Below are 21301 nucleotides of genomic sequence, written 5' to 3' on the forward strand. Positions count from 1 at the left end.
GCTTCGGGCGGCTGGTAATGACAATAACGAGAAAAGAGCATCTACAACCATGGCATTACTGACTGAACATGAGCAGCGCCAAGTCGCCGAAGCGATTGCCCGGGTCGAAAAAACCACCGATGCAGAACTGGTGACCGTGCTGGCGGCGCGTGCCGACGATTACGCGTACATCCCGTTGCTGTGGGCCAGCCTCATCGCGTTGGTGGTGCCGGGCGTGGTGCATTACTTGTCGGGTTACCTGACCATGTACACCTTGCTGTTGGCGCAATGGGCGACGTTCATTGTGTTGTGCCTGGTGTTTCGTTTGCCCAAGGTCACCACCCGCCTGATTCCCCGTTCCGTTCGCCACTGGCGTGCCTCGAACCTGGCGCGTCGGCAGTTTCTGGAGCAGAACCTGCACCACACGCTGGGCAGCACCGGCGTGCTGATATTTGTCAGCGAGGCGGAACGCTACGTCGAGATTCTCGTCGATGACGGCATTTCCAAACGCCTGGATGACAGCAGTTGGGACGCCATCGTCAAAGCATTTACCCAGCAGGTCAAACAGGGGCAGACGCTTGCCGGGTTTATTACCTGCATCGAGGCGTGCGGGGAGTTGCTCAAGGTGCATGTGCCGGTGACGCAAACGCGCAATGAGCTGCCCAATCGCCTGGTGGTACTCGAATAACCCTGCCAACTCAGTTCCAAATGTGGCTGCTGGAACTGACCATTGGTCAAATAACTCCGTGCCGTTGAGGGTTATCCCCCCTAAAATGCCCGGCATTCTTTGCCCGAGGCGTTTTTGTTCATGTCCGTCATCGCTCAACCCGCCAGCCCTGCGCCGGATCATCACGCTCAGTTCATCCAGTTGCTGAGCACCAGCCTTGCGCAAAACGCCTTTATCAAGCTGGTGCTGGCCAAGTACGTCGGTGAAGAGGCCGAGCTGCAACGGCTGATCATCAAGCCGGTCACCGTCAAGGACCAGCCGTGCCTGTCCTTCGTGTACCGCTACAAGACCCGCGATATCACCAAGAATTTCCCCTTGGCCGACGGCGTAGCGGCGATTGCCGAGCTGTTGCCTGCGTCGTTCAAGAACGCGCATTTGCTGTCGCTGACCGACGAAGCCCAGCTTGAATACAGCAAGAAGAACAAAAGCTCACTGTTCAAAAGCAAACCGCAACAACTGCGCGAAGCACCGTCGGCCGAGCATAACCGTGAGAAGAACCGCTACCTCGACCTGAGCCGGCCGTTCCTCGCCGACCTGGGTGTGACCGACGCCAGGCAGGCGCTGATCCCATCGATGTCGCGCAAGTGGAAGCAGATCAACAAGTTCATCGAAGTGTTCAGCCATGCGCTGACAACGTCGCCGTTGAAGCTGGACCAACCGGTGCGCGTCGCCGATTTTGGTTCGGGAAAGGGCTACCTGACCTTCGCCATTCACGATTACCTGCGCAATACCCTCAAGGCCGAGGGCGAGGTCACCGGTGTCGAGTTGCGTGAAGACATGGTCACCTTGTGTAACAGCGCTGCTGCGCGCCTGGAGCATCCGGGGCTGGTATTCAAGTGCGGCGATGTACGCAGCGTGGCGCCCAGTGAGCTGGACGTGATGATTGCCTTGCATGCCTGCGACATCGCCACCGACTACGCGATCCACACCGGCATCCGTTCCGGTGCGTCGATCATCATGTGTTCGCCGTGCTGCCACAAACAGATCCGCCTGCAGATCCAGAGTCCGGCGTTGCTCAAGCCGATGCTGCAATACGGCCTGCACCTGGGCCAGCAGGCAGAAATGGTCACCGACAGCCTGCGTGCATTGTTCCTTGAAGCCTGCGGCTATGAGACCAAGGTGTTCGAGTTCATCTCGTTGGAACACACGAACAAGAACAAGATGATCCTGGCGGTCAAACGTGCCGAGCCTGTGGACAACGCGCAGCTATTGGCAAAAATCCAGGAGCTCAAGGCGTTCTATCACATCACCGAGCATTGCCTGGAAACCCTGTTGCGCGGGGATGGCTACCTGGCCTGAAATGGGCGCGGTCCCTGTGGGAGCTGGCTTGCCTGCGATGACCATGGTGGCTGCACCACCGCTATCGCAGGCAAGCCAGCTCCCACAGTTGGAATGCGTGTGTGGTTAGAAGAAGCGTGTGACGCTGATCTTCGCATCACGCCCCTTGGTGTAGGCGCGGTCGCCACTCAAGGCCGGGCGGAAGTTACTGTTGAACAGATTGTCCACCGTGAAGTTCACCTCGGTGCCTTTGAGGTAAGCCTGCTGCGGTTTCCATTTAGCGAACAGGCCCTGGGTGTTGTAGCGCTTGTTGCCATACTGGTCGAAGAACGAATCACCCACGCCGGAGCCTGGGCCACCGGAGTATTTGTCGCTGGGCAAGCGGTCGGTGGCACCGATGAACTGGCCCATCCAGCCCACCTGAGCATCCCAGGCCGGGATGTTGGTGCCCAGTACCAGCACCCATTTGGTCGGCGGGATATCCCGCGCCGCCACGTCCGGGCCCCAGGGGTTGGTGTAGGCGCCCTGGTGCTGGCCCTTGGCATAAGCAAACGACACCGAACCAAACAGGTAGGTGGAGTTATAGATCGATTCGAGTTCGACACCCTTGATGGTCATGCCGCCGATATTGCGATAGTTGGACATGGGCCCCGGCGGGCACGCTGAAGCGATGCTGCCGCCGTTGATGGCCTGGTTCTGACAGCCCACACCGGTGGCCTTGAAGATTTCGTCTTCGACCTTGTTGTGGAACAAGGTGGTGCGCAGTTGCAGGTTATCGTCCTGGGCAAACAGGTTGTCGAAGTTGGTGATGTTGCCCAGGGTGATCGAGGTGATGCGCTCCGGGTCCAGGTCCACGCTGGTCGCGGTACGGCTGCCCAGGCCCTGTACTTCATATTGTTCATCGATCACCGGCGCGCGCCAGGTCTGGCTCCAGTTGGCAAACAGCCCGACATTCGGGGTCACGGTCCAGAACAGCGCCAGACGTGGCGACCAACCGGTGTAGGTGCGGTCGCTGTAGTCGTGGCCAACCGCGGGGTCGGGGTTGTTGTAGTAGGGCGCATCGTTGCCCTCGCCGCGGTTGCGCACGTGGTCATAACGCAGCGACGGCGTGATCGTCACGTCGCCCAGGGTGACCGCGTCCTGGATGAAGAAGCTGTTGGTGTCGACTTTGCCGTGGGGCATAAAGCCTGGCTGGAAGTGCCCGTAGTTATAGCGCGGGGTGTTGTAGGTGCTGCCGGGCATCCACATTTCGGTTTCGCGGGTGTGCTTGCGGATCTGCCCGCCGACGGTCACCGCGTGCTGCAAGGGCCCGGTGTCGAAGAGGCTGACGTTGCGGATGTCCAGGTGCTTGTCGGTGTAGGCGGTGTCCATCTTGCGCCCGCCGGTGGCCAGTTGGAAAAACGCGGTGGCGTCACGCTCGTCGGTCTGTTCGGTGTTGGATTGGGAGTATTTGACGGTGAGGTCTACCAGCGGGTTATCCAGCGGCTGGTAGTGATACTTGCCAGACCAGGTGGTGTCGACCGTGTCGCGGTGCGCGAGGAAACGCTTCAACGCACCTTCGTAGCCGTAGCGGTCGATGTTGAACTGGGTGGGCGGCGTCGGGTAGCTCGCGGCGGAAAACGGCGTCCAGCGGTTGCTGTGAGAGCGCGAGTACGACAGGCCGACACTCTGCTCATCGGTGAAATACGCATTGACCTTGAACAACTTGCCGTCCACATCCTGCGCGCTGTTGGGCAGGCGCTGAGGGTTGATCGGGTACTCGTTGTTGTCGTTGGGTAACTTGGCGGCTACCTTCATATCGCCGCCGTCCCGTTGGGTCAGGTAGGCGAGGGCGTCAAAACGGCCATCGTCGGTGCGGCCATACACGGCACCGCTGTAGACCTGTTCATGGTCGTTGCTGGAGTAGCCGTATTTGAGCATCGCGCCGCTGTTGCGCCCGTCCTGGAGCAGGTCCGGGGCGTCCTTGGTGATCATGTTGACGGTGCCGCCGAAGCCGCCATTGCCGGTGAACGGCGAGTTGGGGCCTTTTTCCACTTCGATGCGCTTGATCAGCTCGGGTTCGATAAACACCGTGCCTTGCTGGTAGCGCTCAAAGCCGGTCTTGGTGGCGCCGTCGACGGTCATCGGCACGTCTTCGGCATCGCCGAAACCACGGATGTTGATGGTCTGCCCGCCAGGTTTGAGCGAGCCGCCCTGGCTGACGCCGGGCAGGGTCTGCAACAGGCTGGGAATGTTATTGGACTGGTAGCGGTCGATATCGGCCTGGGTCAGGGTGGAGCGGTTGACGGTGCTGGCGTTCACTTCGTTGCCGGTGCCGATCACGCTCAGTGTGTCCAGCTGGATCGCGGCGCTGCTGGTGGCCTTGCCCTCATCGGGGCGCACTACGTAGGTGCTGCCGACCTTGATCAGGGTGAACTCGCCGTTTTTCAGCAGCGAACGAATGGCCACTTCTGCGCTGTAGTCACCGTCGAGTGCCGGCGCTTTCAGGTTTTTGAGCAGGCTTTCATCGAACAGCAGCTGGATTTTCGCCTGCTGTGCCACCTGGCTCAGGGACGTGGCCAGTGACTGGGCCGGCAGGTGCAGCGTGAACGACTCGGCCTGGGCGTTGAGGCTGAAGGCCAGGCACGTGGCCAGGAGCGTGGGTCGAACAAACAGGTGCGAAGCGTGGCAAGGCGCGCGAAACATGAAATCCCCCGGGGCGGCTAAATAGCCAAAAAGGTGTGCGTATCAAACACGGACGGGAGGAAGACGGGGCAGGCCAAAAAAACCACACATGCGAATGCAAAATATTCTCATGTGTGCAGTGTTAAGGCTATTTGCTCGGCTCGACTCTCACACTGCCATCGGCCAAGACCACGGTTTTTACCGGCAACAGGGCGGGCAGGGCGTTGAGCAGTGCATCGGGGTCATTCACATCCAGGTTGCCCGACACCTTGAGTTGCGCCACGGCCTTGCTGACCTGCAACGGCGGCTGGGGACGGTACAGGCTCAGCTCGTCGATCAGGCTGGCCAGTTCGCGGTTGCGAAACGATAGATGCCCGCTGCGCCAATCAGCCACTTCTTCAGCGCTGAGGGTTTGTTGTTGCAGGGTGCCTTTGGCGTAGCTGTAAGCGGCACGTTGCCGGGCGCCGAGCAGGGTGATGGCGCTTTTGCTGTCCGGTTCGAACGCCACCTGACCATGGGCGACGCTCACCACCAGTTGCTGCTGGCTGCGGCGCACGTCAAAACCAGTGCCCACCACCCGTATGATCGACTCGCCGGCTTGCACGTAGAGTGGCCGCTCCTTGTCCGCCGCCACTTCGATATACAGCTGGCCTTTGTCCAGATGCAGAACCCGTTGATGGGCGCTGAAGTCCACGCGAAGCTGGGTGTTGGCATTCACATACAGGGTGCTGCCATCGGGCAGGTGCATGGTGCGCATACCTTTGGCATGAGCTGCGACCTGGGTGTGATACAGCTCGCGGGGGGCGCCGATGTGTGTCGCCAGCACGGCGCAAAGCAGGGCAGCGGCCACCGCCAGGGCCGGGCGCCAGAGGCTGAGCTTGCGTTTGGGCAGTGGTACCGCTTTGTTCAGTTGCTGCAACTGGGCGAGGTCGGCCCACAGTTGTTCGAATTCGGCATAGGCACGCGCATGGGCCGGCACCGCCTGCCAGGCGGCAAAGGCTTTGCGGTCGGCACGGCTGGCAGCGTTGCGGTTGCGTGCAAACCAACTGGCGGCTTGGGCGTCGATGGAGTCGCTCGCTTGGCTGTCCAGGGCGTCGATGTCGCTCAGGCGGTTCATTCTGGCTGCTCCGTGCCGGGGTCGGATTGAAGGCGTCGCTTGCAATGCAGCAGGGCCAGGGCGATGTGCTTTTCCACCATGCTGGTGGAGATGCCCATGCGTTCGGCGATCTGTGCCTGGCTCAAGCCTTCGAAGCGGTGCAGCATAAGGGCTTCTCGCCGGCGGGGCGAGAGTTCGGCGAGGACTTCTTTCAACTGTTCCAGGCGTTGCAGGCGAAGGGCGGCAGCCATGGGGTCGTGCTGTTCGTCGGTGACCGGCTCGATATCCATTGCGGCGTGGTCGGGATGGGCGGTGTGCCGTACCTTCTGTTTGCGCCAGTGATCGCGCAGCAGATTGCGCGCCATTTGGAACAGGAACGCCCGTGGCTGCTCGACCTTGGCCCGGTCGCGGTAGCCCAGCCACTGGGTAAAGACATCCTGAGTCATGTCTGCCGCGTCGCTGGCGTTGTCCGTGCGTTTACGCAGGAAATACAGAATATCTGCATAAAACCCGCGACAGGCATCGGCCGACGACGGGTCGGGCTTGGGACGAGACATGGATATCCTTCTTGACGAAGCACGGCGTGGAAAAGTCGTGAATGATATCGAGAATTATTGTTATTTGTCTCTGTTAATGTGCACCCTTTCATCACCTGTAGGAGCGAGCTTGCTCGCGAAAAACGAATAGGCGACACGAACACCCGAGGTGCTGCGTTATCGCTGGCGTGATTCGCGAGCAGGGTGTTATTTCAGAAGTATTTTGAGTTGTTCGATCCCTGCCTCGTCTAACGGAAACACCGGCAACCGTGGATCCCCCACTTCCAACCCGGTCAGGCGCAACCCGGCCTTGACCGTCGTCGGCAAGCCGCCCTTGAGGATAAATTGCAGCAACGGCAACTGCCGATAGAACAGCTCGCGTGCCTTGTTCAAGTCATTGGCCAGCACTGCCTGGTACAAGTCCAGGTTGAGCTGAGGGATCAAGTTCGGCGCCGCGGTGCACCAGCCTTTGGCACCGGCCGCGAAGGCTTCCAGGGCCAGCGGGTTGCAGCCGTTGTAGAAAGGCACGTCACTCTCAAGTTTTAACTGGTGCATGCGCTGGATGTCGCCCGTGCTCTCCTTGACCATGGTCACGTTGTCGACCTGCTTGAGGATGCGCAGGATCAAATCCACCGACATGTCGGTACCGCTGGTGGCCGGGTTGTTGTAGAGCATGATCGGCACGCCGACGCTGTCGCCGATCGCGGCGTAGTGGGCGAGGATTTGCGCGTCGCTGAGTTTCCAGTATGAGGCGGGCAGCACCATGACCACATCGGCGCCGTGCGCCTCGGCATAACGGGCACGCCGCACAGCCTTGGCGGTGGTCAGGTCGGACACGCTGACAATGGTCGGCACGCGCTTGGCGGCTTTTTCGATGCTGTAGGCACTGACATCGTCCCACTCGGCATCGCTCAGGTAAGCGCCTTCGCCGGTGCTGCCCAGCGGCGCAATGGCGTGGACGCCGCTGTCGACCAAGCGGTCGATGGAACGCCCCAGGGCGTCGAAGTCAACACGCTGACCATCAGCACTGAACGGGGTGATGGTGTAGCCGATGATGCCGTGAATAGTTGGATTGGACATGGGAAAACTCCGGTCAAAAAGGGGGCGATCAGTTCAGGCAATCGGCGTGTTTACGCAGGTTTTGCCGCGCGTAGTAATTGAACGCGGCGCCGTGGCGCTTGGGCTTGGAAATCCAGTCATGGGCCTCGCGCCCCAACTCCGGCAGGATCGGCTTGACGGTGCCCGCGGACATCGCCAGCAACTGCAACCTGGCCGCCCGCTCGATCAACTGCGCGATGACGCAGGCTTCTTCGATGCTGGCCCCGGTGGACAACTGGCCATGGTGCGAGAGCAGAATGGCGCGTTTGTCGCCCAGCGCCGTGGTGATGATTTCCCCCTCTTCATTGCCCACCGGTACGCCGGGCCAGGCCTGCAGGAACGCGCAATCTTCATACAGCGGGCAGAGGTCCATATGCGACACCTGCAACGGCACTTCCAGCATCGACAGCGCGGCAACGTGCGTGGGGTGTGTATGGATGATGCAGTTTACATCCGGGCGCCCGCGGTACACCCAGGTGTGAAAGCGGTTGGCCGGGTTGGGAATGCCATGCCCTTCGAGCACTTCCAGGTCTTCGTTGACCAGCAGCAGGTTACTGGCGGTGATTTCATCAAAACCCAGGCCCAGTTGCTGAGTGTAGTAGGTGCCCGGTGCAGGCCCCCGTGCGGTAATTTGCCCGGCCAGGCCGGAATCGTGGCCGTGTTCGAACAGAATTCGGCAGGTCAGCGCCAGCTTTTGCCGCTCGGTCCACGTATTATCTGCCAGGCTGTTTTGCATCTGGCTCAGGGCTTGCTTGACCAGTTGGTCTTTTGGGAGTGCTAATGTCTTGGCCATATCGGTGTCCTTTGGGTGGTTCAATGGACGTCGGATTTGCTGCTCGCCCGCTGCTCGCAAGGTCGTTGGGGACATGCAAATGACACTAAAGATGCTATATGACACTTTGTGTCATTGGCAAGCACGGCTCATCGCTTTCTGCATGGATTAACCGCAGCAAATGTCTATCCGTTTGAAATTATTGAGAAAAAAACTTGGCGTAACCCTGGAATCCCTGGCCGAAAAATCCGGGATGACCAAGAGTTACCTGTCGAAGGTGGAGCGCGGGCTGAACACGCCGTCCATTGCCGCTGCGCTGAAACTGGCCAAGGCCCTGAACGTGAAAGTCGAAGAGTTGTTCAGCGAAGACAAGGTCAGCCTCGACAGCTATAGCCTGGTGCGCAGCCATGAACGGCCCGACACGTCGCCGGGTTACGCGGTGCTTGCCCATCAAGTCAGTGAACGCAGCTTGTTGCCGTTTATCATCTACCCGCCGGCGGAGTTCACCGACAAGACCTTCAAGGAGCACTTGGGGGAAGAGTTTCTGTTCGTCCATGAAGGCCAGGTGGAAGTGGATTTCATGAGCGAGCGCGTGCTGCTGGAGCGCGGTGACGCGCTGCATTTCAATGCGCAGAAACCCCACCGGATTCGCTCGGTGGGGGAGGTGCAGGCGCAGTTGCTGGTGGTGGTGCACAGCGCGGAAGAATGACCGCGATCAGTATGTGAAATCAGTGTTCGACCGGGACTGAAAGCGCCGGATTACCCAGCGGATGCGTGCGCGCTGCGAAGAACTTCAACTGCGCCCCAGTCCCTTCAAACAGCTGTGAATACCGCTGCTTCTGCTGACGAATAAAGCCCTCAGTGCGCCCCGACACCGAGATTGCCAGGGTGGTGATGCCGGCCTGGCGAATCGCATCCACCAGGTGCTTATCCTGCGGCCCCAGGTCATGGCCGAAAATGCACAACGCGCCTGTATGGGTCAGCAACTGCTCATAACAGAACGACAGATAATCCGAACTGCGAATGCTCTTGAGCTTTTCCTCAACCTTGCCTTCGCTGACAAACAGCGGCACATCGTCCAGGGTCTTGATCGTGTTGTTGATCGCAAAACTGCTGAGCAAAGTGCTGTCGGTGGACGGCAGTTTGCGCGCCGTACCGTCAAGGTTGCGCACCAGATGCAGGCCGCCGTGCAGGTAGAGAATGCGCGTGGTGTCGGTGTGGGTATTGCGCAGATCAAAGCTTGAATCAGCGCTGCGGAACAGGTCGTCGATCCCTGGCGTGTGCAGGATTGCCCAGTAGTTGAGCAAGTCGTAGTTGCTGGTGAAGACGGTGGCGTAGCGTGCCAACTCAGCGTTGATCGTCGCCAGGGTCGATGGCTGCACCAGTCGCCACGGGATGTGGACGGTGTGGATGGTGTTGATCAGCGCTTCCTTGATTGCGTAGTAGCGATTACGCGGCGCCGCCGAACTGACCGCCAGGGCCTTGTTGACCCGGCTGGTGGTTTTCAAGGCGCCCAGGGCTTGCTCGAAACTGCGGGTTTGCAGGGCATCGAACACGCTGAGTTCGGATTGGCTCAGGGGCTTTTCTTCCACGGTGCGGGCGTTTTCGAACAACGAGTCGTAGGCAAAGTCTTCCCAGATCGTGCGGCTGGCGCCGTTGCCGATCAGAATCCCGCTGAAGTCGACGGTGTCGCGCAGGGCGCTCCAGTCTTCAAGGTGGGCGTCAATATCCTGGAAATCCTTCATTGCGGCGGGTCTACTCGAAATCGGCTGGGGGGTGACTTTATCACGAGCCGGCGTTGATCCTGATCAAGATGCGCCATGCGGTACCGGTGGATTCTGTCGGCATAAAGCCTCTGAGGATCGACCATGAGCAGCACATTCTTCATCCCCGCCGTCAACATCATGGGCAGCGACTGCCTCGACGAAGCCATGACCGCCATTCGCGCCTACCACTTTCGTAAAGCCTTGATCGTCACCGACGCCGGCCTGGCCAAAGCCGGTGTGGCGAGCCTGATCGCCGAGAAGTTGGCGATGCAGGATATTGACTCGGTGATCTACGACGGCGCCAAGCCCAACCCCACGGTAGAAAACGTCGAGAAGGGGCTGGCGCTGTTGCAACAGACGGCCTGCGATTTCGTGGTGTCCCTGGGCGGCGGTTCGCCCCATGACTGTGCCAAGGGCATTGCTCTGTGCGCAACCAACGGCGGACGCATCGGCGACTATGAAGGCGTCGATCAGTCGAGCAAGCCGCAACTGCCACTGGTCGCCATCAACACCACCGCCGGCACCGCCAGCGAGATGACGCGGTTTTGCATCATCACCGACGAAACCCGTCACGTGAAAATGGCCATCGTTGATCGTAACGTCACGCCGCTGCTGTCGGTCAACGACCCGGCGCTGATGGTTGGTATGCCCAAGAGCCTCACCGCCGCCACCGGGATGGATGCGCTGACCCACGCCATTGAAGCCTACGTGTCCACCGCCGCCACACCGATCACCGACGCCTGTGCGATCAAGGCCATCGAGCTGATCAGTGCCAACTTGCGCCTGGCGGTGCGCGACGGCAATGACATGGCCGCACGGGAAAACATGGCTTACGCACAGTTCCTCGCCGGTATGGCATTTAACAACGCGTCTCTGGGGTTTGTGCATGCCATGGCGCACCAACTGGGCGGTCTGTACGACCTGCCCCATGGCGTTTGCAACGCCGTGCTCCTGCCTCACGTACAAAGCTTCAATGCCAGCGTCAGCGCCAAGCGCTTGAGCGACGTGGCCCGTGCCCTGGGCGCGGACATCAAGGGCATCACCGTGGAGGAGGGCGCCCAGGCCGCCATCTCGGCAATACGCCGGCTGTCTCAGGACGTGGAAATCCCCGCGGGCCTGCGTGAGCTGGGTGCCAAGTTGCAGGACATCCCGGTGCTGGCTGCCAACGCGTTGAAGGACGCATGCGGGTTGAGCAACCCACGTCGGGCGGATCAGCGCCAGATTGAAGAGATATTTCGTAGCGCGTTTTGATGGGGCAGCCTCCGGCGGCAAGCGTTAAGCTACACGCTCAACACGTTCCACTTGAGCAAGTTTGCGGCGTGCCGCTGAGGTTCCCTAATGAGAGTTCTGTTATTCGGCGCCACCGGTATGGTCGGCCAGGGCGTGCTGCGCGAGTGCCTGCTCGCGGCGGATGTGCAGGAAGTGGTCGCCGTCGGCCGCACGCCCCTGACACAGGCACATGGCAAGCTGCATCAGGTGCTGCACAGCGACATGCTCGACTTCCAACCCCTGGAAAACCTGCTGCAAGGTTTTGATGCGTGTTTCTTTTGCCTCGGCGTATCGTCGGCGGGCATGAACGAAGCCCGGTACACCCACCTCACCTATGACCTGACCCTGGTGGCTGCCAGCACGCTGGCGCGGCTTAATCCGCAGATGACGTTCATCTACGTGTCCGGCACCGGCACGGACAGTTCCGAGACGGGCAAGTCGATGTGGGCACGGGTCAAGGGCAAGACGGAAAACGCTTTGCTGCGTCTACCGTTCAAGGCGGTGTATCTGTTCCGTCCGGGGATCATCCAGCCGTTGCACGGCGTGCGCTCAAAGACGCCCTTGTATCAAGCTTTCTACAGTGTGCTGGGGCCGGTGCTTTCGTTTGTGCGGCGGGTAAAACCGGCTTGGGTGGTGAGTACCGAGGCTGTTGGCCGGGCAATGTTGCAGGCCGCGAGCCAGGGCGCGCCGCAGCCGGTGGTGGAGCAGGCCCAGATCAATCGCTTGGCTGCTGAGCGCCACTGAACTGAATCAACGCCACGCCGCCGATCAGCAGCAACGCGCCCAACACTCGCGGCGTTGTCAGTTGGCGTTGCACCAGGCCGAACAGGCCGAAGTGGTCGAGCAGCAACGACGCGAGAATCTGCCCGGCCATTGCCAACGCAATAAACCCTGACGCGCCGAGCTTGGGCAACAGCATCAACGCCAGTGAAATAAAACACACGCCAAAGGCGCCACCGGCCCACATCCACAGCGGTGTCTTGGCGATAAACGTCAGGCTCGGCAAGGGTAGGCGCAGGGCGATAATCACCGGCAGCAGCACGATGATGCTCACTAACAACGACGCCAGCGTGGCCCACAATGGGTGGCCGAGCCCGCGCCCCAGGTTCGCATTGATCGCACTTTGAAACGGCACCACGGCTCCGGCGATCACCGCCAGCGCTAACAAACCCACCCAATGCAACACGCTCATCTTCACGCTCCCAGAAGTTTTGCTGGACTCTAGGCTATTCGTCACGCAAATTTAAATTCCAAGTTCTTATGTCGACCATGCATCTGATGAATGAACTGCGCCGCATCGACCTTAACCTGCTGGTGGTCCTGGACGCCTTGCTCAGTGAGCACCATGTGACCCGCGCCGCCGAGCGCCTGCACCTGAGCCAGCCGGCGGTGAGCCACGCGTTGGCGCGGCTGCGCGATATGCTTGGCGACCCGCTATTGGTGCGTCAGGGCGGCGCGCTGGTACCCACGGCTCGTGCCCTGGAGTTGGCAGCGCCATTGGCCCAAGCGCTGGGCCAGGTGCAGGCATTGTTGGCGCCGAATCGTTTTGACCCCGCCTCGGCCAAGCGCCGCTTTCGCGTGGCGATGTCAGACTACAGCGCGGCGATCCTGCTACCCGGGTTGGTTCGCATCCTGCGCAATGAAGCGCCTGGCATCGACCTGCAGATCATCCAGGCCAGCCGCGAAGGCATGGTTGATGGCGTGCTCAATGGCGATCTCGACCTGGCGGCTGGCGTATTCCCCGACATGCCCGCTGAACTGCGTACGACGGCCTTGTTCGAAGAGCATTACACCTGCCTGGTCGACCGCCACAGCCTTGCACCCGGCGGTGTGTTGGACCTGCCGACTTACCTGTCACGCCCCCATGTGCTGTTGGAAATGCGCGGCAGTGGCACGCCGGAAATCGAACGGGCACTGTCTGCAATTCGTGAACGGCGGCATGTGGCAATCAGCCTGCCGCATTGGGGCGTGGCGCCGCAGTTGATCAAGGGTACGGACCTGATTTTGACGGTGTCGTCCCGGGGTTTACTGAATATCGATCATCAACAGTTGCTGACCGTGCCACCGCCGTTTCATATTCCTTCGTTTGCTTTTGAGCTGGCCTGGCATATGCGGCGGGGTGGGGATGCTGGGTTACAGTGGTTGATTGCGCGAGTGCGCGGTGTATTGTCCGATGATCACCGATAATAAGAGAAAACCTGAATGCTGACCGGCTTCAACCACCTGACCCTGGCCGTCACCGACGTGCCGCGCAGCGTCAGTTTTTATCACGATCTGCTGCGCCTTCAACTCGATGCCACCTGGGATAACGGTGCGTACCTTTCATTGCCCGGGCTTTGGCTGTGCGTGTCGCTGGACCCGATGCGCTCGACCACTGAGGCAGTGGACTACACCCATTACGCCTTCACCGTCGATGCTGTTGATTTCACCGCGTTGGTCGGACGCCTGCGGGCCGCCGGCGTGCCGGAGTGGCGTGACAACCGCAGCGAAGGCGCGTCGTTTTATTTCCTCGATCCCGACGGCCACAAACTGGAGGTGCATGTCGGCGATCTGGCCTCGCGCCTGCAAGCCTGTCGTGCCAAGCCCTATGCCGGAATGAAGTTTTACCCACCGCACTGAAACATGCAGAATCCATCATCTTTAAGTGTCCGTCGGAGCGTCTATTTATGACCCTATCCTTGCTGCTCGCCGTACTGGCTTCGGGTTTTATTTACGGCATTACCCCGGGCCCTGGCGTCCTGGCGGTGTTCGGCATCGGTGCGGCCCGAGGCCGGCGTGCCGGTGCGGGCTTTTTGTGTGGGCATTTGCTTGGCGATGTGGTGTGGTGCAGCACTGCGCTTATTGCCATCGTCGGTGCGCGCGAAGTCGGCAGCAGTGCGTTCGATGTATTGGGTGTGCTCAGCGGTGTGTATTTGTTCTGGCTCGGCTGGCGTGCGATTCGTACCCAGCGTCGCAGCAGCGATGCGCCTCAGGGCGCGGCGCGCCACCCATTCTGGCATGGCATTGTGTTTGGCTTGACCAACCCCAAGGCTTACCCGGTTGCCGTGGCGACCTTCACCGCATTGCTGTCCAGCCGTGCCGAGTTGTTGACGTGGTCGATGCTGCCGACGTTGATATTCCTCAGCTTTGTAGGCGGCTTGTTGGCCTATGGGATTTTGATCGGTGTGGTCGGCGCCCAACGAGTGCGTACGGTGTATCAGCGCCATGAAATTCTGATCACCAGGCTCTGCGGCGTGATGTTCATCGGCTTTGCCATTAATGCTCTGGCGCACGCATTGCCGGGCTTGTTCGCAAACAAGTCGGCGTGAGGTAAAGACAACCGTTCGTCGCACTGGCAGGTTTTTTCGAAACCTTTGTGGCTCTGAAAATTCGAATTCAGGGCGGGTGTAGATCCCCGCACCTATTTTTGCTCTGGAGGAACCCATCATGAGCCGCATGGCTATCCGGTTACGCACCGCCAGTTTCGCGATGCTGCTGGGCCTCGGCGCCAGCAATGCTTTCGCCCAGTCGCCTGCTGAATTTATCGAGCAGGCTTCGGCCAAAGGTATGGCCGATATCGAAACCAGTCGCATGGCCCACGCCAAGACCTCGTCCCAAGAGATCAAGGACTACACCATCGAGGTCATCAACGAGCGCACCCTGGCCAATCAGCACTTGGCCGCCATCGCCAAGAAGCTCGATTTGCCGGTCGCGCCAAGGGAAAAGATCGTCGATAAAGCCGAAACTCTGATGCCTGAACTCAAGGACGGCGACTCCTTTGACGCCGCCTATACAGCCCAGCAGGTCAAGGAAAGTGAAGACGCCATCGCCCTGTTCAAGAAAGAAGGCGCCGCGTCGGATGTGCCGGAGATAAAAGCGCTGGTGGATGAGACGCTGCCCAAGCTTGAGGAGCGCCTGCAAAAAGCCCGTGCCCTGGCATCTACCTATGGCAAGGGTCACCAAGGTGACGGTTAAGACCGTCACCTGAAATGAAAACGGCGGTGGGAGCTATCCCAACCGCCGTTTTTTTATGCCTGGTTCAAGTCAGTCTTGGCCGGCGCCGCGTTGTCAGCGCAACCGTTGTTCACACTCAGGCTGCTGGCGCTGCCAATGTTGCGGTATTCCTGGCGAAGCTTTTCCAGCTCCTTGCGGTCCAGGCCATCGAGGCTGAGCACGGCGTTCTGGGCATCTTTGGACACGCGCAGCAGCTCGTCAATCTTGATATGCAGGATATCGTTGTCGCGGTTTTGCGTGTTCTGGATCAGGAACACCATCAGGAACGTGATAATGGTCGTCGAGGTATTGATGATCAGTTGCCAGGTGTCGTTATAGTGGAAATAGGGCCCACTCAGGCCCCATATCAGGATCAGCGCCACCGCTGTGTAAAAGGTTCGGGGGCTGCCCGCCCAGCGCGACAGGGTTTGGGAGACTGTGGAAAATTTCATTACCGTTTCCTTTGTGAAGAGGTGATAAATCATTGACCACGGCACCTCTCTGAAATTTCTTTTAACAATTGTCTCGCTGCCCAGCGCTGTAGGGTTCGGTCGCCTTTTAAGTTAGAACGCCAGCTCTGCCTGACCTGCGCCTTCCAGCGCCAGCAAATACTGCTTGGCCTGCAACCCGCCGGCAAACCCGGTCAGGCTGCCTGATGCGCCAATCACTCGGTGGCAGGGGGCGATGATTGAGATTGGATTACGCCCATTCGCCGCACCGACTGCGCGTACAGCCTTGGGGTTGCCGATCTGTTGGGCAATCTGGCTGTAGCTGCGCGTTTCGCCGAAGGGAATTGTCAGCAGAGCCCGCCAAACCTGTTTCTGAAAATCGGTACCGGCGAAATCCAGCTCCAGCTCAAATTGATTACGTGTTCCGGCGAAGTATTGCGTTAACTGGCGTTGGGTTTCCAGCAGTATCAGGCTGTCGTTGGCCTCGACCAATTGACCCAGGCGCACGCGGTTCGCGCGTTCCACTTCCCATAAAATGGCGCTCAGTTTGCCGTTGCGCGCCACCAGCGTCAGTTCACCGACAGGGGAAGGCATGAGCTTGAATTGGTAGGTCATGAGCGGGCTCCTCGAACAGGCGATTAATGGGGATGACGCTACTCTAGTTCCGCCAGCCGGTCGGGAAACTACGTTTCTTGCGGTCAAATTCTTTTCAACTGACTGTTCCAGTAAACCCTTCGGTTTTGCTCCGCCGCGATTATCGAGCCTGTTGCAATACCTTGAGTGCGGCCGAGGCCAGAAACCCCGAGCGGCTTTTTTCTTCCGGGTGATTCAGTACATAGTCATCGATACGATTCAACAGATACCCCGGCAGGGTGATGTTGAGTTTTTGCGCCTTGCCCAGGTACTTGGTGACGTCGATGTCTACCACCGCCCAGGTGCAGCCTGCGTACTGTGGGTTGGCGGCATGCAAGGTGACTTTCTGAGCGCTGGGGATCGGCGCGCCATCTTCTGCAAGGATTTCGAAGTGCCCCTCGATGGCTTCGCGAGCCATGGCCATGGCGTCGTCCAGGTCATCGCCGGCGGAATAGCAACCAGGAATATCCGGGACTTCCACGCCCCAGGCATGGTCCTTGTCGCCCGTTGAAATTGCGATGGGATAAAGCATATGTGTTGCCCTCCAGGGCCGGTTAACTCAGCAGAGCCTGTTTCAAAATGCTCTTGGCGGTTTTATCCAACAGGTCCTTTTTAGGATGAGGAATCGTGACCAGTCCGGGCTTTGTCGGGGGCTTGAAGTGGTGATGACTACCCCTGATGCGCACCAGATACCAACCGTCTGCAACGATGTGACCTATCAAGTATCGGCTATCCACATCACCTCCTTGTGGTGTGTGTTGGTGGTGACTATAACTACTGAAAAAAAATTATCAACACTCTACCTACCGACGGTCGATGTCCGGTATTTCGGTAGCGGTTGAATGAAGTGTATGAGGCCCGTGGAATGGCGTCGCCGAGACGTATTGCGGGATTTTTCGCGGTATTACCGGATGTGGAATGCCTCCCCGAGTACCCCCAGAAATGCGTCCACCAATACGCCTCTTTCTGACGTTGGGGTAAGTACCAGCAACTGCGCACATGCCTCCGCTTCCTGCATCGGCCGATACGTTACGCCTTTGTTCATCAAGCTCTGGGTGCATTCCGGCACCAGCGCCACGCCTTGCCCGGCCGCCACCAGGGCGATAATGGAGGTGATCTGTCGCCCGGTCGGCCCGGGGCGCAGCGGCTGGCCGTGGTGTCGGTAAAGTTGCTCAATGGATTGGTTCAAGCCAGACCCATAATCGGCCGGAAACAGAATCAGCGGATAAGTGCTCAGTTGCGCCACGCTGAGCATGGTTTGGCTGGCCAATGGGCTGTCGCTGGAGACGGCGGCCACCAAGCGCTCCTCGCCCAGCGATAACGCCTGGACCTCGGCGCTTTGCGGCCACAGCCGGCTCAAGCCGATATCCAGGCGTCCGTCCGCCACCTGGGCGCCCAAGCTGCCGGAGGCGCATTCCACCAGGGTCAATTGCACTTCGGGAAAGCGCTGGGCGAATGCCTGGATCGCCTGGCTGAACAGGTCCGACAGGGCAATTGAGCTGGCATATCCCAGCGCCAATTGGCCCGCGGTGCCGGCGGCCAATTTACCGGCAATCACTTGCGCCAGTTCTACTTGCTCCAACACACCGCGGGCATAGGGCAGGAATGCACGGCCCTGGGCGGTGAGGGTGACTGTACGGCTGGTGCGGTCAAACAGCTTGAAGCCCAACTCGGCCTCCAGCGCAGAAATCTGCCGTGTCAGCGGCGGCTGCGCCAGATGCAGGCGAAGTGCCGCGCGGCCGAAGTGCAGCTCTTCAGCGACCGTCAGAAAGTAACGCAGCTTGCGTAGGTCGAGCATCCTGGTCCTTGGGTATCAATCGGTCGGAATTCGGTATTGGTTAAAGACACGCCAGCCATTCTATAAAGGCCGCACGAAATAAAACGAGAGGTTTCATGAAGCCGCATTTGCATTGTGCCCGCCTTGCCCTGTTCCTGTGTGGCTGTGCGGCGTTCCTCAACCTCTACGCCACCCAGAGCATCCTGCAGGTGTTTGCGGCGCAGTTTGGCATCAGCGCCAAGGCTGCGGGCTGGAGCATTACCGTGACCACGCTGGCGGTGGCGATTACCGCGCCATTCGTCAGCCATCTGACGCGGCGCTTCGAGCAACGCACGGTGATAAGCGTAGCGGCGCTGCTGCTGGCGGGGCCGGCCTTGATGACGGCTTATGCTGACAGCTTCACTGAAGTGTTGGTGTGGCGCTTTGTCGAGGGCATGTTGATCCCCATCGTGTTTGCCACGAGCGTGGCTTACATCGGCGATCGTTGGAGCGGCGGCACGGTGACTGAAGTCACCAGCCTGTATGTGGCGGGTACGGTGCTGGGTGGGTTCGCCGGACGGTTCGTCACCGGGGTGGTGACCGAGTATGTGGGCTGGCGCGAAGCATTTGAGTGGCTGGCCGTATTGAGCTTGATGGTGGGTGGTTTTATCCAATTTCTGTTGCCAGCCAACCGCCCGCGGGTGAAGCCGGGCAGGGCGGCGTGGTCAGGTGTTTTGCGCAAGCCGCTGTTGGCCGCCTATGCCGTAGGCTTTTGTGTTTTGTTCTCGCAAGTCGCAGCCTTTACCTACGCTGGTTTGTACCTCGGCCTACCGCCGTTCAACCTTGGGCCCGCGGCCTTGGGAGCGTTGTACACGGTATTTCTATTGGCACTGATCGTGATACCTATCGCCGGCCGCCTCAGCAAAGCCCGCCCCCAGGCCGAACTGCTGAGCATCGCCGCGGTGCTGGGCGTTTTTGGTTCGGCCCTGACCCTGGTGCCTTCGCTGTGGTGCATTGTGGTGGGCCTGGCCTTGAGCTCCACCGGCGTGTTCCTCGCGCAGGCCGCCGCCAACGCCTTCATCACCGCCAGCGCGGGCAACAGCAAGGCAGGAGCGGTGGGGGTCTACCTGACCTGTTACTACCTGGGCGGCAGTTGCGGAGCTATCGTGCCGGCGCTGATTTGGGCGCGCTGGGGCTGGGCCGGGTGTGTGGGGCTGATCATCGGTTTGCAACTGCTGATTCTGTTGATCGCGCTGGTGGGCTGGAGGCCTGTTAACCCCGGGCTGATGAGTGCGCAACGTTCTTGAACCTCAAATCCCAGGCATAAAAAAACCGGTCACCAGGGACCGGTTTTTATGCATCCTTCGTCAGATTCATCCTGACGCAGGTGCCCCATTCAAGTGGAGCGGGTAGAGGGCTTGGAACTGATCACGTATTACGGGGCCTGTAGGTTCTCTCTTTTTAACTCCATACACGCCGCCATACAGAAAATGAGGGGCTGTTGCGGATCGCTAAGCCCCAGGGAGAGTGTTGCGTGACTGCTATTCGGTGCTGCCAGAATGGTCACGCGCGGCCTTTTTGTTGGCGATCCACTGTTCTATCTCGGCTGGATCAAATCGGAGTCGTGCACAGCGCGCGTCGCTGGTGGTGATCGGCTTCGGAAAGGACTTATCGCGCTCCCTCAGCTTATTCAATCCTGAGACGCTCTGCATGCCGATCATCTTGCTTGCTTCGACGTTGCTGATCAGGTTCGTGCGTTGTTGTTCCATGGTGGTTCCTCGCCGCTACAATGGCTTATTTGATTGGGTGAATAACTTGTCGTTTAGTCGTTTGAGTTCGTCGTCGTAGGCATTCCAGCCAAACCAGAAGCCCATGCCCTCGTCCGTTTTATGAATTTGCTTAGGTTTTCTCTCCGGTAAATTTAATACGGGCTCTGCCCCTGGCGCGTACAAGGTGTATCCGTCCAAATTAATAATCAGCCCGTTCTCAGTGGGTTTAATCGGGCACGGGGTATTCCCGGTCCCAATAACCTTTGCTCCGTTCATTATGAATTTGTCGCGGCCAGCTGGCGGGGTTGAATTTGTTTTGTCGTGGTTGATCCAATGTTTTGGTTCTGTCTGCACATAGCCTGACTTTTCATCACCATGCGGCTCTGGTGCTAATGGCTGGGTGTGCCGGACGAACTCGACGTTGTGCGCGATTTGTTCAGCTGGAATATCCGCCGGTGCGTCGCTGTATCGCTCCACAATCACCGTGCCAGGATTACTACATTCGTGTCGCGACACGTCTTCGGTATCCGTGGATGGTGTCGCGACATCTGCATTGAGCGCGGCGCTGGCGATCGCCTTGATGGTTTCGCACTCGGCGTAGAAGTCGTTCGGGTTGATCTTGGGCGTTCCCCAGTTGACAAGGTCTCGCACCAGGCACTCGGTGTTGCCCTCGACGTGGCTGAACACATTTGTCAGGCCTTTGCGCAGTCGCTCGTTCTCGGCTTCCAGCAGGTTCGCCCGGCCAGTTGCAAAAGCTCCCGCCTTGCTTTCGGTATTGATGATCTGTTCGGCCTTCGCGCAGGCAGCGGTAAGCCTGTCGATTTCTGCGGTGAGCACCAATATTGCCTTTGGATTCGCTCCCGCAATGAAAGCGGCGTTCGCCCGGCACTGCTCGTCAGTCTTGACCAGGCAGTTGGCGAAGGTGTTGGCGATCCGTCCACCGCGTTTGAGGCCGCTGGCGATGTAGCTGTACAGCACATTGTTGTGCTCGTTGATGTAATCGCCGTCGGTGATCCACGGCCCAGGGGTAGCGGCCTTGGCCAGGGCCGTCAGGTCAATGGCGAGCTTCTTTGCCGCATTCTTCTTACCCATGATTCGCGCCTCGTTGAAAGTGGTCAGCCAGCACCCGGCGTGCGTCGATACCGCACGATGCAGACATTGCGTATATCTGGCCGAACGTGGTTTCCCGGCGCTGCAGGGCGTTGAACAGTTCGATCAGGCGCTGGCCCACCGGCCCGTTGCGGCGGCTCATAGTTGGAACCCCTTGTTCTGTGGGAGCGGGGTGGCCTGCAATGGGCTAATTTCCGCCAATGAACTCGCCTGAGAAGCCCGAGCCGCCTCACTTGATGGGGCGGCCTGCTGTAGGAGCGAACTGTCCGGCAGGCAACTGATCCCGGTGTTATTTAATATCCAGCAGGTCACGCCGCGCGCGCTGTCGTGCTGCACGTCGATCACCTGCTCACCGGCCGAGGCCTGGCCGAAGATAAGCAGCAGGATCATAGGGATTATGGTTTTCATGCTGAACCCCGGTGCGGCC

The 21301-nt window shown here is 59.5% G+C and carries 26 protein-coding genes; 10 read left to right on the forward strand and 16 right to left on the reverse strand.

Features of this window, described 5'->3' with window-relative positions; translation table 11 throughout:
• The first annotated feature begins 49 nt into the window (after positions 1 to 49).
• Entirely contained in the window at positions 50 to 667 is a 618-nt protein-coding gene (locus JFT63_RS24980) for a TPM domain-containing protein (RefSeq protein ID WP_198844954.1), read from the forward strand.
• Positions 668 to 787: 120 nt separating this feature from the next.
• Positions 788 to 2005 (forward strand): class I SAM-dependent methyltransferase, encoded by a 1218-nt coding sequence (locus JFT63_RS24985; RefSeq protein WP_198844955.1) that lies wholly within the window; start codon positions 788 to 790, stop codon positions 2003 to 2005.
• A gap of 105 nt (positions 2006 to 2110) precedes the next feature.
• On the opposite strand, the gene JFT63_RS24990 is transcribed toward JFT63_RS24985, so the two are convergent.
• The 5 genes from JFT63_RS24990 to JFT63_RS25010 form a co-directional block, all read right to left on the reverse strand.
• Positions 2111 to 4669, reverse strand: a complete 2559-nt coding sequence (locus JFT63_RS24990; RefSeq protein WP_198844956.1) for a TonB-dependent receptor — start codon at positions 4667 to 4669, stop codon at positions 2111 to 2113.
• Positions 4670 to 4796: 127 nt separating this feature from the next.
• Positions 4797 to 5765 (reverse strand): FecR family protein, encoded by a 969-nt coding sequence (locus tag JFT63_RS24995; protein ID WP_057701220.1) that lies wholly within the window; start codon positions 5763 to 5765, stop codon positions 4797 to 4799.
• Positions 5762 to 6301 carry an RNA polymerase sigma factor gene (locus JFT63_RS25000; protein ID WP_057701219.1) on the reverse strand — a complete coding sequence of 180 codons (540 nt, stop codon included), beginning with the start codon at positions 6299 to 6301 and terminating at the stop codon, positions 5762 to 5764. Before JFT63_RS25000 ends, JFT63_RS24995 begins: the two co-directional genes overlap by 4 nt.
• Before the next feature lie 186 nt (positions 6302 to 6487).
• Positions 6488 to 7360 (reverse strand): dihydrodipicolinate synthase family protein, encoded by an 873-nt coding sequence (locus JFT63_RS25005; RefSeq protein ID WP_198844957.1) that lies wholly within the window; start codon positions 7358 to 7360, stop codon positions 6488 to 6490.
• 28 nt (positions 7361 to 7388) lie between these two features.
• The gene (locus tag JFT63_RS25010; RefSeq protein WP_198844958.1) at positions 7389 to 8171 is read right to left on the reverse strand and encodes an aldolase; all 783 of its coding nucleotides are present in this window, start codon (positions 8169 to 8171) and stop codon (positions 7389 to 7391) included.
• A gap of 160 nt (positions 8172 to 8331) precedes the next feature.
• On the opposite strand from JFT63_RS25010, the gene JFT63_RS25015 reads away from it, so the two are divergent.
• Entirely contained in the window at positions 8332 to 8859 is a 528-nt protein-coding gene (locus tag JFT63_RS25015; protein WP_057701216.1) for a helix-turn-helix domain-containing protein, read from the forward strand.
• 19 nt (positions 8860 to 8878) lie between these two features.
• Here JFT63_RS25015 and JFT63_RS25020 read toward each other — a convergent pair whose 3' ends face one another.
• Positions 8879 to 9895, reverse strand: coding sequence for a DUF4917 family protein (locus tag JFT63_RS25020; protein WP_057701215.1), 1017 nt, complete (start codon positions 9893 to 9895; stop codon positions 8879 to 8881).
• 123 nt (positions 9896 to 10018) lie between these two features.
• Here JFT63_RS25020 and yiaY point away from each other — a divergent pair, with 123 nt between their 5' ends.
• Both yiaY and JFT63_RS25030 read left to right on the forward strand, forming a co-directional pair.
• Complete coding sequence (gene yiaY / locus JFT63_RS25025) at positions 10019 to 11167, forward strand: L-threonine dehydrogenase (protein WP_198844959.1); 1149 nt, start codon at positions 10019 to 10021, stop codon at positions 11165 to 11167.
• A gap of 87 nt (positions 11168 to 11254) precedes the next feature.
• Complete coding sequence (locus JFT63_RS25030) at positions 11255 to 11929, forward strand: NAD(P)H-binding protein (protein ID WP_198844960.1); 675 nt, start codon at positions 11255 to 11257, stop codon at positions 11927 to 11929.
• Here JFT63_RS25030 and JFT63_RS25035 read toward each other — a convergent pair.
• On the reverse strand, positions 11901 to 12377 hold the full coding sequence (locus JFT63_RS25035; protein ID WP_198844961.1) for a DMT family transporter: 477 nt from the start codon (positions 12375 to 12377) through the stop codon (positions 11901 to 11903). The two genes, JFT63_RS25030 and JFT63_RS25035, sit on opposite strands and share 29 nt — an antisense overlap.
• A 77-nt stretch (positions 12378 to 12454) precedes the next feature.
• On the opposite strand from JFT63_RS25035, the gene JFT63_RS25040 reads away from it, so the two are divergent.
• The 4 genes from JFT63_RS25040 to JFT63_RS25055 all read left to right on the forward strand — a co-directional run bounded on the left by JFT63_RS25040 (position 12455) and on the right by JFT63_RS25055 (position 15139).
• Positions 12455 to 13372 carry a LysR substrate-binding domain-containing protein gene (locus JFT63_RS25040; RefSeq protein WP_442963721.1) on the forward strand — a complete coding sequence of 306 codons (918 nt, stop codon included), beginning with the start codon at positions 12455 to 12457 and terminating at the stop codon, positions 13370 to 13372.
• A 15-nt stretch (positions 13373 to 13387) separates the two neighbouring features.
• Entirely contained in the window at positions 13388 to 13804 is a 417-nt protein-coding gene (gene fos / locus JFT63_RS25045; protein WP_186561155.1) for a fosfomycin resistance glutathione transferase, read from the forward strand.
• Positions 13805 to 13851: 47 nt separating this feature from the next.
• Complete coding sequence (locus tag JFT63_RS25050; protein ID WP_186561156.1) at positions 13852 to 14493, forward strand: LysE family translocator; 642 nt, start codon at positions 13852 to 13854, stop codon at positions 14491 to 14493.
• A gap of 118 nt (positions 14494 to 14611) precedes the next feature.
• Positions 14612 to 15139: a DUF4142 domain-containing protein gene (locus JFT63_RS25055; RefSeq protein WP_057701208.1), complete on the forward strand. Its 528-nt coding sequence runs from the start codon at positions 14612 to 14614 to the stop codon at positions 15137 to 15139.
• Between the two features lie 53 nt (positions 15140 to 15192).
• On the opposite strand, the gene JFT63_RS25060 is transcribed toward JFT63_RS25055, so the two are convergent.
• From JFT63_RS25060 to JFT63_RS25080, 5 genes are all read right to left on the reverse strand, one after another.
• Positions 15193 to 15609 carry a low affinity iron permease family protein gene (locus tag JFT63_RS25060; RefSeq protein ID WP_057701207.1) on the reverse strand — a complete coding sequence of 139 codons (417 nt, stop codon included), beginning with the start codon at positions 15607 to 15609 and terminating at the stop codon, positions 15193 to 15195.
• A 111-nt stretch (positions 15610 to 15720) separates the two neighbouring features.
• Positions 15721 to 16221 (reverse strand): methylated-DNA--[protein]-cysteine S-methyltransferase, encoded by a 501-nt coding sequence (locus JFT63_RS25065; RefSeq protein ID WP_057701206.1) that lies wholly within the window; start codon positions 16219 to 16221, stop codon positions 15721 to 15723.
• A 139-nt stretch (positions 16222 to 16360) separates the two neighbouring features.
• Positions 16361 to 16771 carry a type II toxin-antitoxin system HicB family antitoxin gene (locus tag JFT63_RS25070; RefSeq protein ID WP_186561158.1) on the reverse strand — a complete coding sequence of 137 codons (411 nt, stop codon included), beginning with the start codon at positions 16769 to 16771 and terminating at the stop codon, positions 16361 to 16363.
• Positions 16772 to 16793: 22 nt separating this feature from the next.
• Positions 16794 to 16976, reverse strand: a complete 183-nt coding sequence (locus tag JFT63_RS25075; RefSeq protein WP_178921000.1) for a type II toxin-antitoxin system HicA family toxin — start codon at positions 16974 to 16976, stop codon at positions 16794 to 16796.
• 167 nt (positions 16977 to 17143) lie between these two features.
• Complete coding sequence (locus tag JFT63_RS25080) at positions 17144 to 18037, reverse strand: LysR family transcriptional regulator (RefSeq protein ID WP_198844963.1); 894 nt, start codon at positions 18035 to 18037, stop codon at positions 17144 to 17146.
• A 95-nt stretch (positions 18038 to 18132) separates the two neighbouring features.
• On the opposite strand from JFT63_RS25080, the gene JFT63_RS25085 reads away from it, so the two are divergent.
• Positions 18133 to 19302, forward strand: a complete 1170-nt coding sequence (locus tag JFT63_RS25085) for an MFS transporter (RefSeq protein WP_198707992.1) — start codon at positions 18133 to 18135, stop codon at positions 19300 to 19302.
• A 234-nt stretch (positions 19303 to 19536) separates the two neighbouring features.
• On the opposite strand, the gene JFT63_RS25090 is transcribed toward JFT63_RS25085, so the two are convergent.
• From JFT63_RS25090 to JFT63_RS25105, 4 genes are read right to left on the reverse strand one after another with little or no spacing between them, the layout of a single operon-like run.
• Positions 19537 to 19764 carry a helix-turn-helix transcriptional regulator gene (locus tag JFT63_RS25090; RefSeq protein WP_198844964.1) on the reverse strand — a complete coding sequence of 76 codons (228 nt, stop codon included), beginning with the start codon at positions 19762 to 19764 and terminating at the stop codon, positions 19537 to 19539.
• 15 nt (positions 19765 to 19779) lie between these two features.
• Positions 19780 to 20856, reverse strand: coding sequence for a hypothetical protein (locus JFT63_RS25095; RefSeq protein WP_198844965.1), 1077 nt, complete (start codon positions 20854 to 20856; stop codon positions 19780 to 19782).
• Positions 20849 to 21016, reverse strand: coding sequence for a hypothetical protein (locus JFT63_RS25100; protein ID WP_198844966.1), 168 nt, complete (start codon positions 21014 to 21016; stop codon positions 20849 to 20851). The genes JFT63_RS25095 and JFT63_RS25100 overlap by 8 nt, the downstream gene beginning before the upstream one ends.
• A complete protein-coding gene (locus JFT63_RS25105; protein WP_198844967.1) occupies positions 21013 to 21282 on the reverse strand; it encodes a hypothetical protein in 270 nt (89 codons plus the stop codon). The genes JFT63_RS25100 and JFT63_RS25105 overlap by 4 nt, the downstream gene beginning before the upstream one ends.
• Between the last annotated feature and the right edge of the window lie 19 nt (positions 21283 to 21301).

Source organism: Pseudomonas sp. MF7453 (assembly GCF_016405455.1).
GTDB classification, from domain to species: domain Bacteria; phylum Pseudomonadota; class Gammaproteobacteria; order Pseudomonadales; family Pseudomonadaceae; genus Aquipseudomonas; species Aquipseudomonas paralactis.

What these genes read in the sequence shown, in the direction of transcription:
- JFT63_RS24980 (WP_198844954.1), top strand. Translation starts at nt 50, where the DNA reads ATGGCATTACTGACTGAACATGAGCAGCGCCAAGTCGCCGAAGCGATT.
- JFT63_RS24985 (WP_198844955.1), top strand. Translation starts at nt 788, where the DNA reads ATGTCCGTCATCGCTCAACCCGCCAGCCCTGCGCCGGATCATCACGCT.
- JFT63_RS24990 (WP_198844956.1), bottom strand. Translation starts at nt 4,669, where the DNA reads ATGTTTCGCGCGCCTTGCCACGCTTCGCACCTGTTTGTTCGACCCACG.
- JFT63_RS24995 (WP_057701220.1), bottom strand. Translation starts at nt 5,765, where the DNA reads ATGAACCGCCTGAGCGACATCGACGCCCTGGACAGCCAAGCGAGCGAC.
- JFT63_RS25000 (WP_057701219.1), bottom strand. Translation starts at nt 6,301, where the DNA reads ATGTCTCGTCCCAAGCCCGACCCGTCGTCGGCCGATGCCTGTCGCGGG.
- JFT63_RS25005 (WP_198844957.1), bottom strand. Translation starts at nt 7,360, where the DNA reads ATGTCCAATCCAACTATTCACGGCATCATCGGCTACACCATCACCCCG.
- JFT63_RS25010 (WP_198844958.1), bottom strand. Translation starts at nt 8,171, where the DNA reads ATGGCCAAGACATTAGCACTCCCAAAAGACCAACTGGTCAAGCAAGCC.
- JFT63_RS25015 (WP_057701216.1), top strand. Translation starts at nt 8,332, where the DNA reads ATGTCTATCCGTTTGAAATTATTGAGAAAAAAACTTGGCGTAACCCTG.
- JFT63_RS25020 (WP_057701215.1), bottom strand. Translation starts at nt 9,895, where the DNA reads ATGAAGGATTTCCAGGATATTGACGCCCACCTTGAAGACTGGAGCGCC.
- yiaY (WP_198844959.1), top strand. Translation starts at nt 10,019, where the DNA reads ATGAGCAGCACATTCTTCATCCCCGCCGTCAACATCATGGGCAGCGAC.
- JFT63_RS25030 (WP_198844960.1), top strand. Translation starts at nt 11,255, where the DNA reads ATGAGAGTTCTGTTATTCGGCGCCACCGGTATGGTCGGCCAGGGCGTG.
- JFT63_RS25035 (WP_198844961.1), bottom strand. Translation starts at nt 12,377, where the DNA reads ATGAGCGTGTTGCATTGGGTGGGTTTGTTAGCGCTGGCGGTGATCGCC.
- JFT63_RS25040 (WP_442963721.1), top strand. Translation starts at nt 12,455, where the DNA reads ATGCATCTGATGAATGAACTGCGCCGCATCGACCTTAACCTGCTGGTG.
- fos (WP_186561155.1), top strand. Translation starts at nt 13,388, where the DNA reads ATGCTGACCGGCTTCAACCACCTGACCCTGGCCGTCACCGACGTGCCG.
- JFT63_RS25050 (WP_186561156.1), top strand. Translation starts at nt 13,852, where the DNA reads ATGACCCTATCCTTGCTGCTCGCCGTACTGGCTTCGGGTTTTATTTAC.
- JFT63_RS25055 (WP_057701208.1), top strand. Translation starts at nt 14,612, where the DNA reads ATGAGCCGCATGGCTATCCGGTTACGCACCGCCAGTTTCGCGATGCTG.
- JFT63_RS25060 (WP_057701207.1), bottom strand. Translation starts at nt 15,609, where the DNA reads ATGAAATTTTCCACAGTCTCCCAAACCCTGTCGCGCTGGGCGGGCAGC.
- JFT63_RS25065 (WP_057701206.1), bottom strand. Translation starts at nt 16,221, where the DNA reads ATGACCTACCAATTCAAGCTCATGCCTTCCCCTGTCGGTGAACTGACG.
- JFT63_RS25070 (WP_186561158.1), bottom strand. Translation starts at nt 16,771, where the DNA reads ATGCTTTATCCCATCGCAATTTCAACGGGCGACAAGGACCATGCCTGG.
- JFT63_RS25080 (WP_198844963.1), bottom strand. Translation starts at nt 18,037, where the DNA reads ATGCTCGACCTACGCAAGCTGCGTTACTTTCTGACGGTCGCTGAAGAG.
- JFT63_RS25085 (WP_198707992.1), top strand. Translation starts at nt 18,133, where the DNA reads ATGAAGCCGCATTTGCATTGTGCCCGCCTTGCCCTGTTCCTGTGTGGC.
- JFT63_RS25090 (WP_198844964.1), bottom strand. Translation starts at nt 19,764, where the DNA reads ATGGAACAACAACGCACGAACCTGATCAGCAACGTCGAAGCAAGCAAG.
- JFT63_RS25095 (WP_198844965.1), bottom strand. Translation starts at nt 20,856, where the DNA reads ATGGGTAAGAAGAATGCGGCAAAGAAGCTCGCCATTGACCTGACGGCC.
- JFT63_RS25100 (WP_198844966.1), bottom strand. Translation starts at nt 21,016, where the DNA reads ATGAGCCGCCGCAACGGGCCGGTGGGCCAGCGCCTGATCGAACTGTTC.
- JFT63_RS25105 (WP_198844967.1), bottom strand. Translation starts at nt 21,282, where the DNA reads ATGAAAACCATAATCCCTATGATCCTGCTGCTTATCTTCGGCCAGGCC.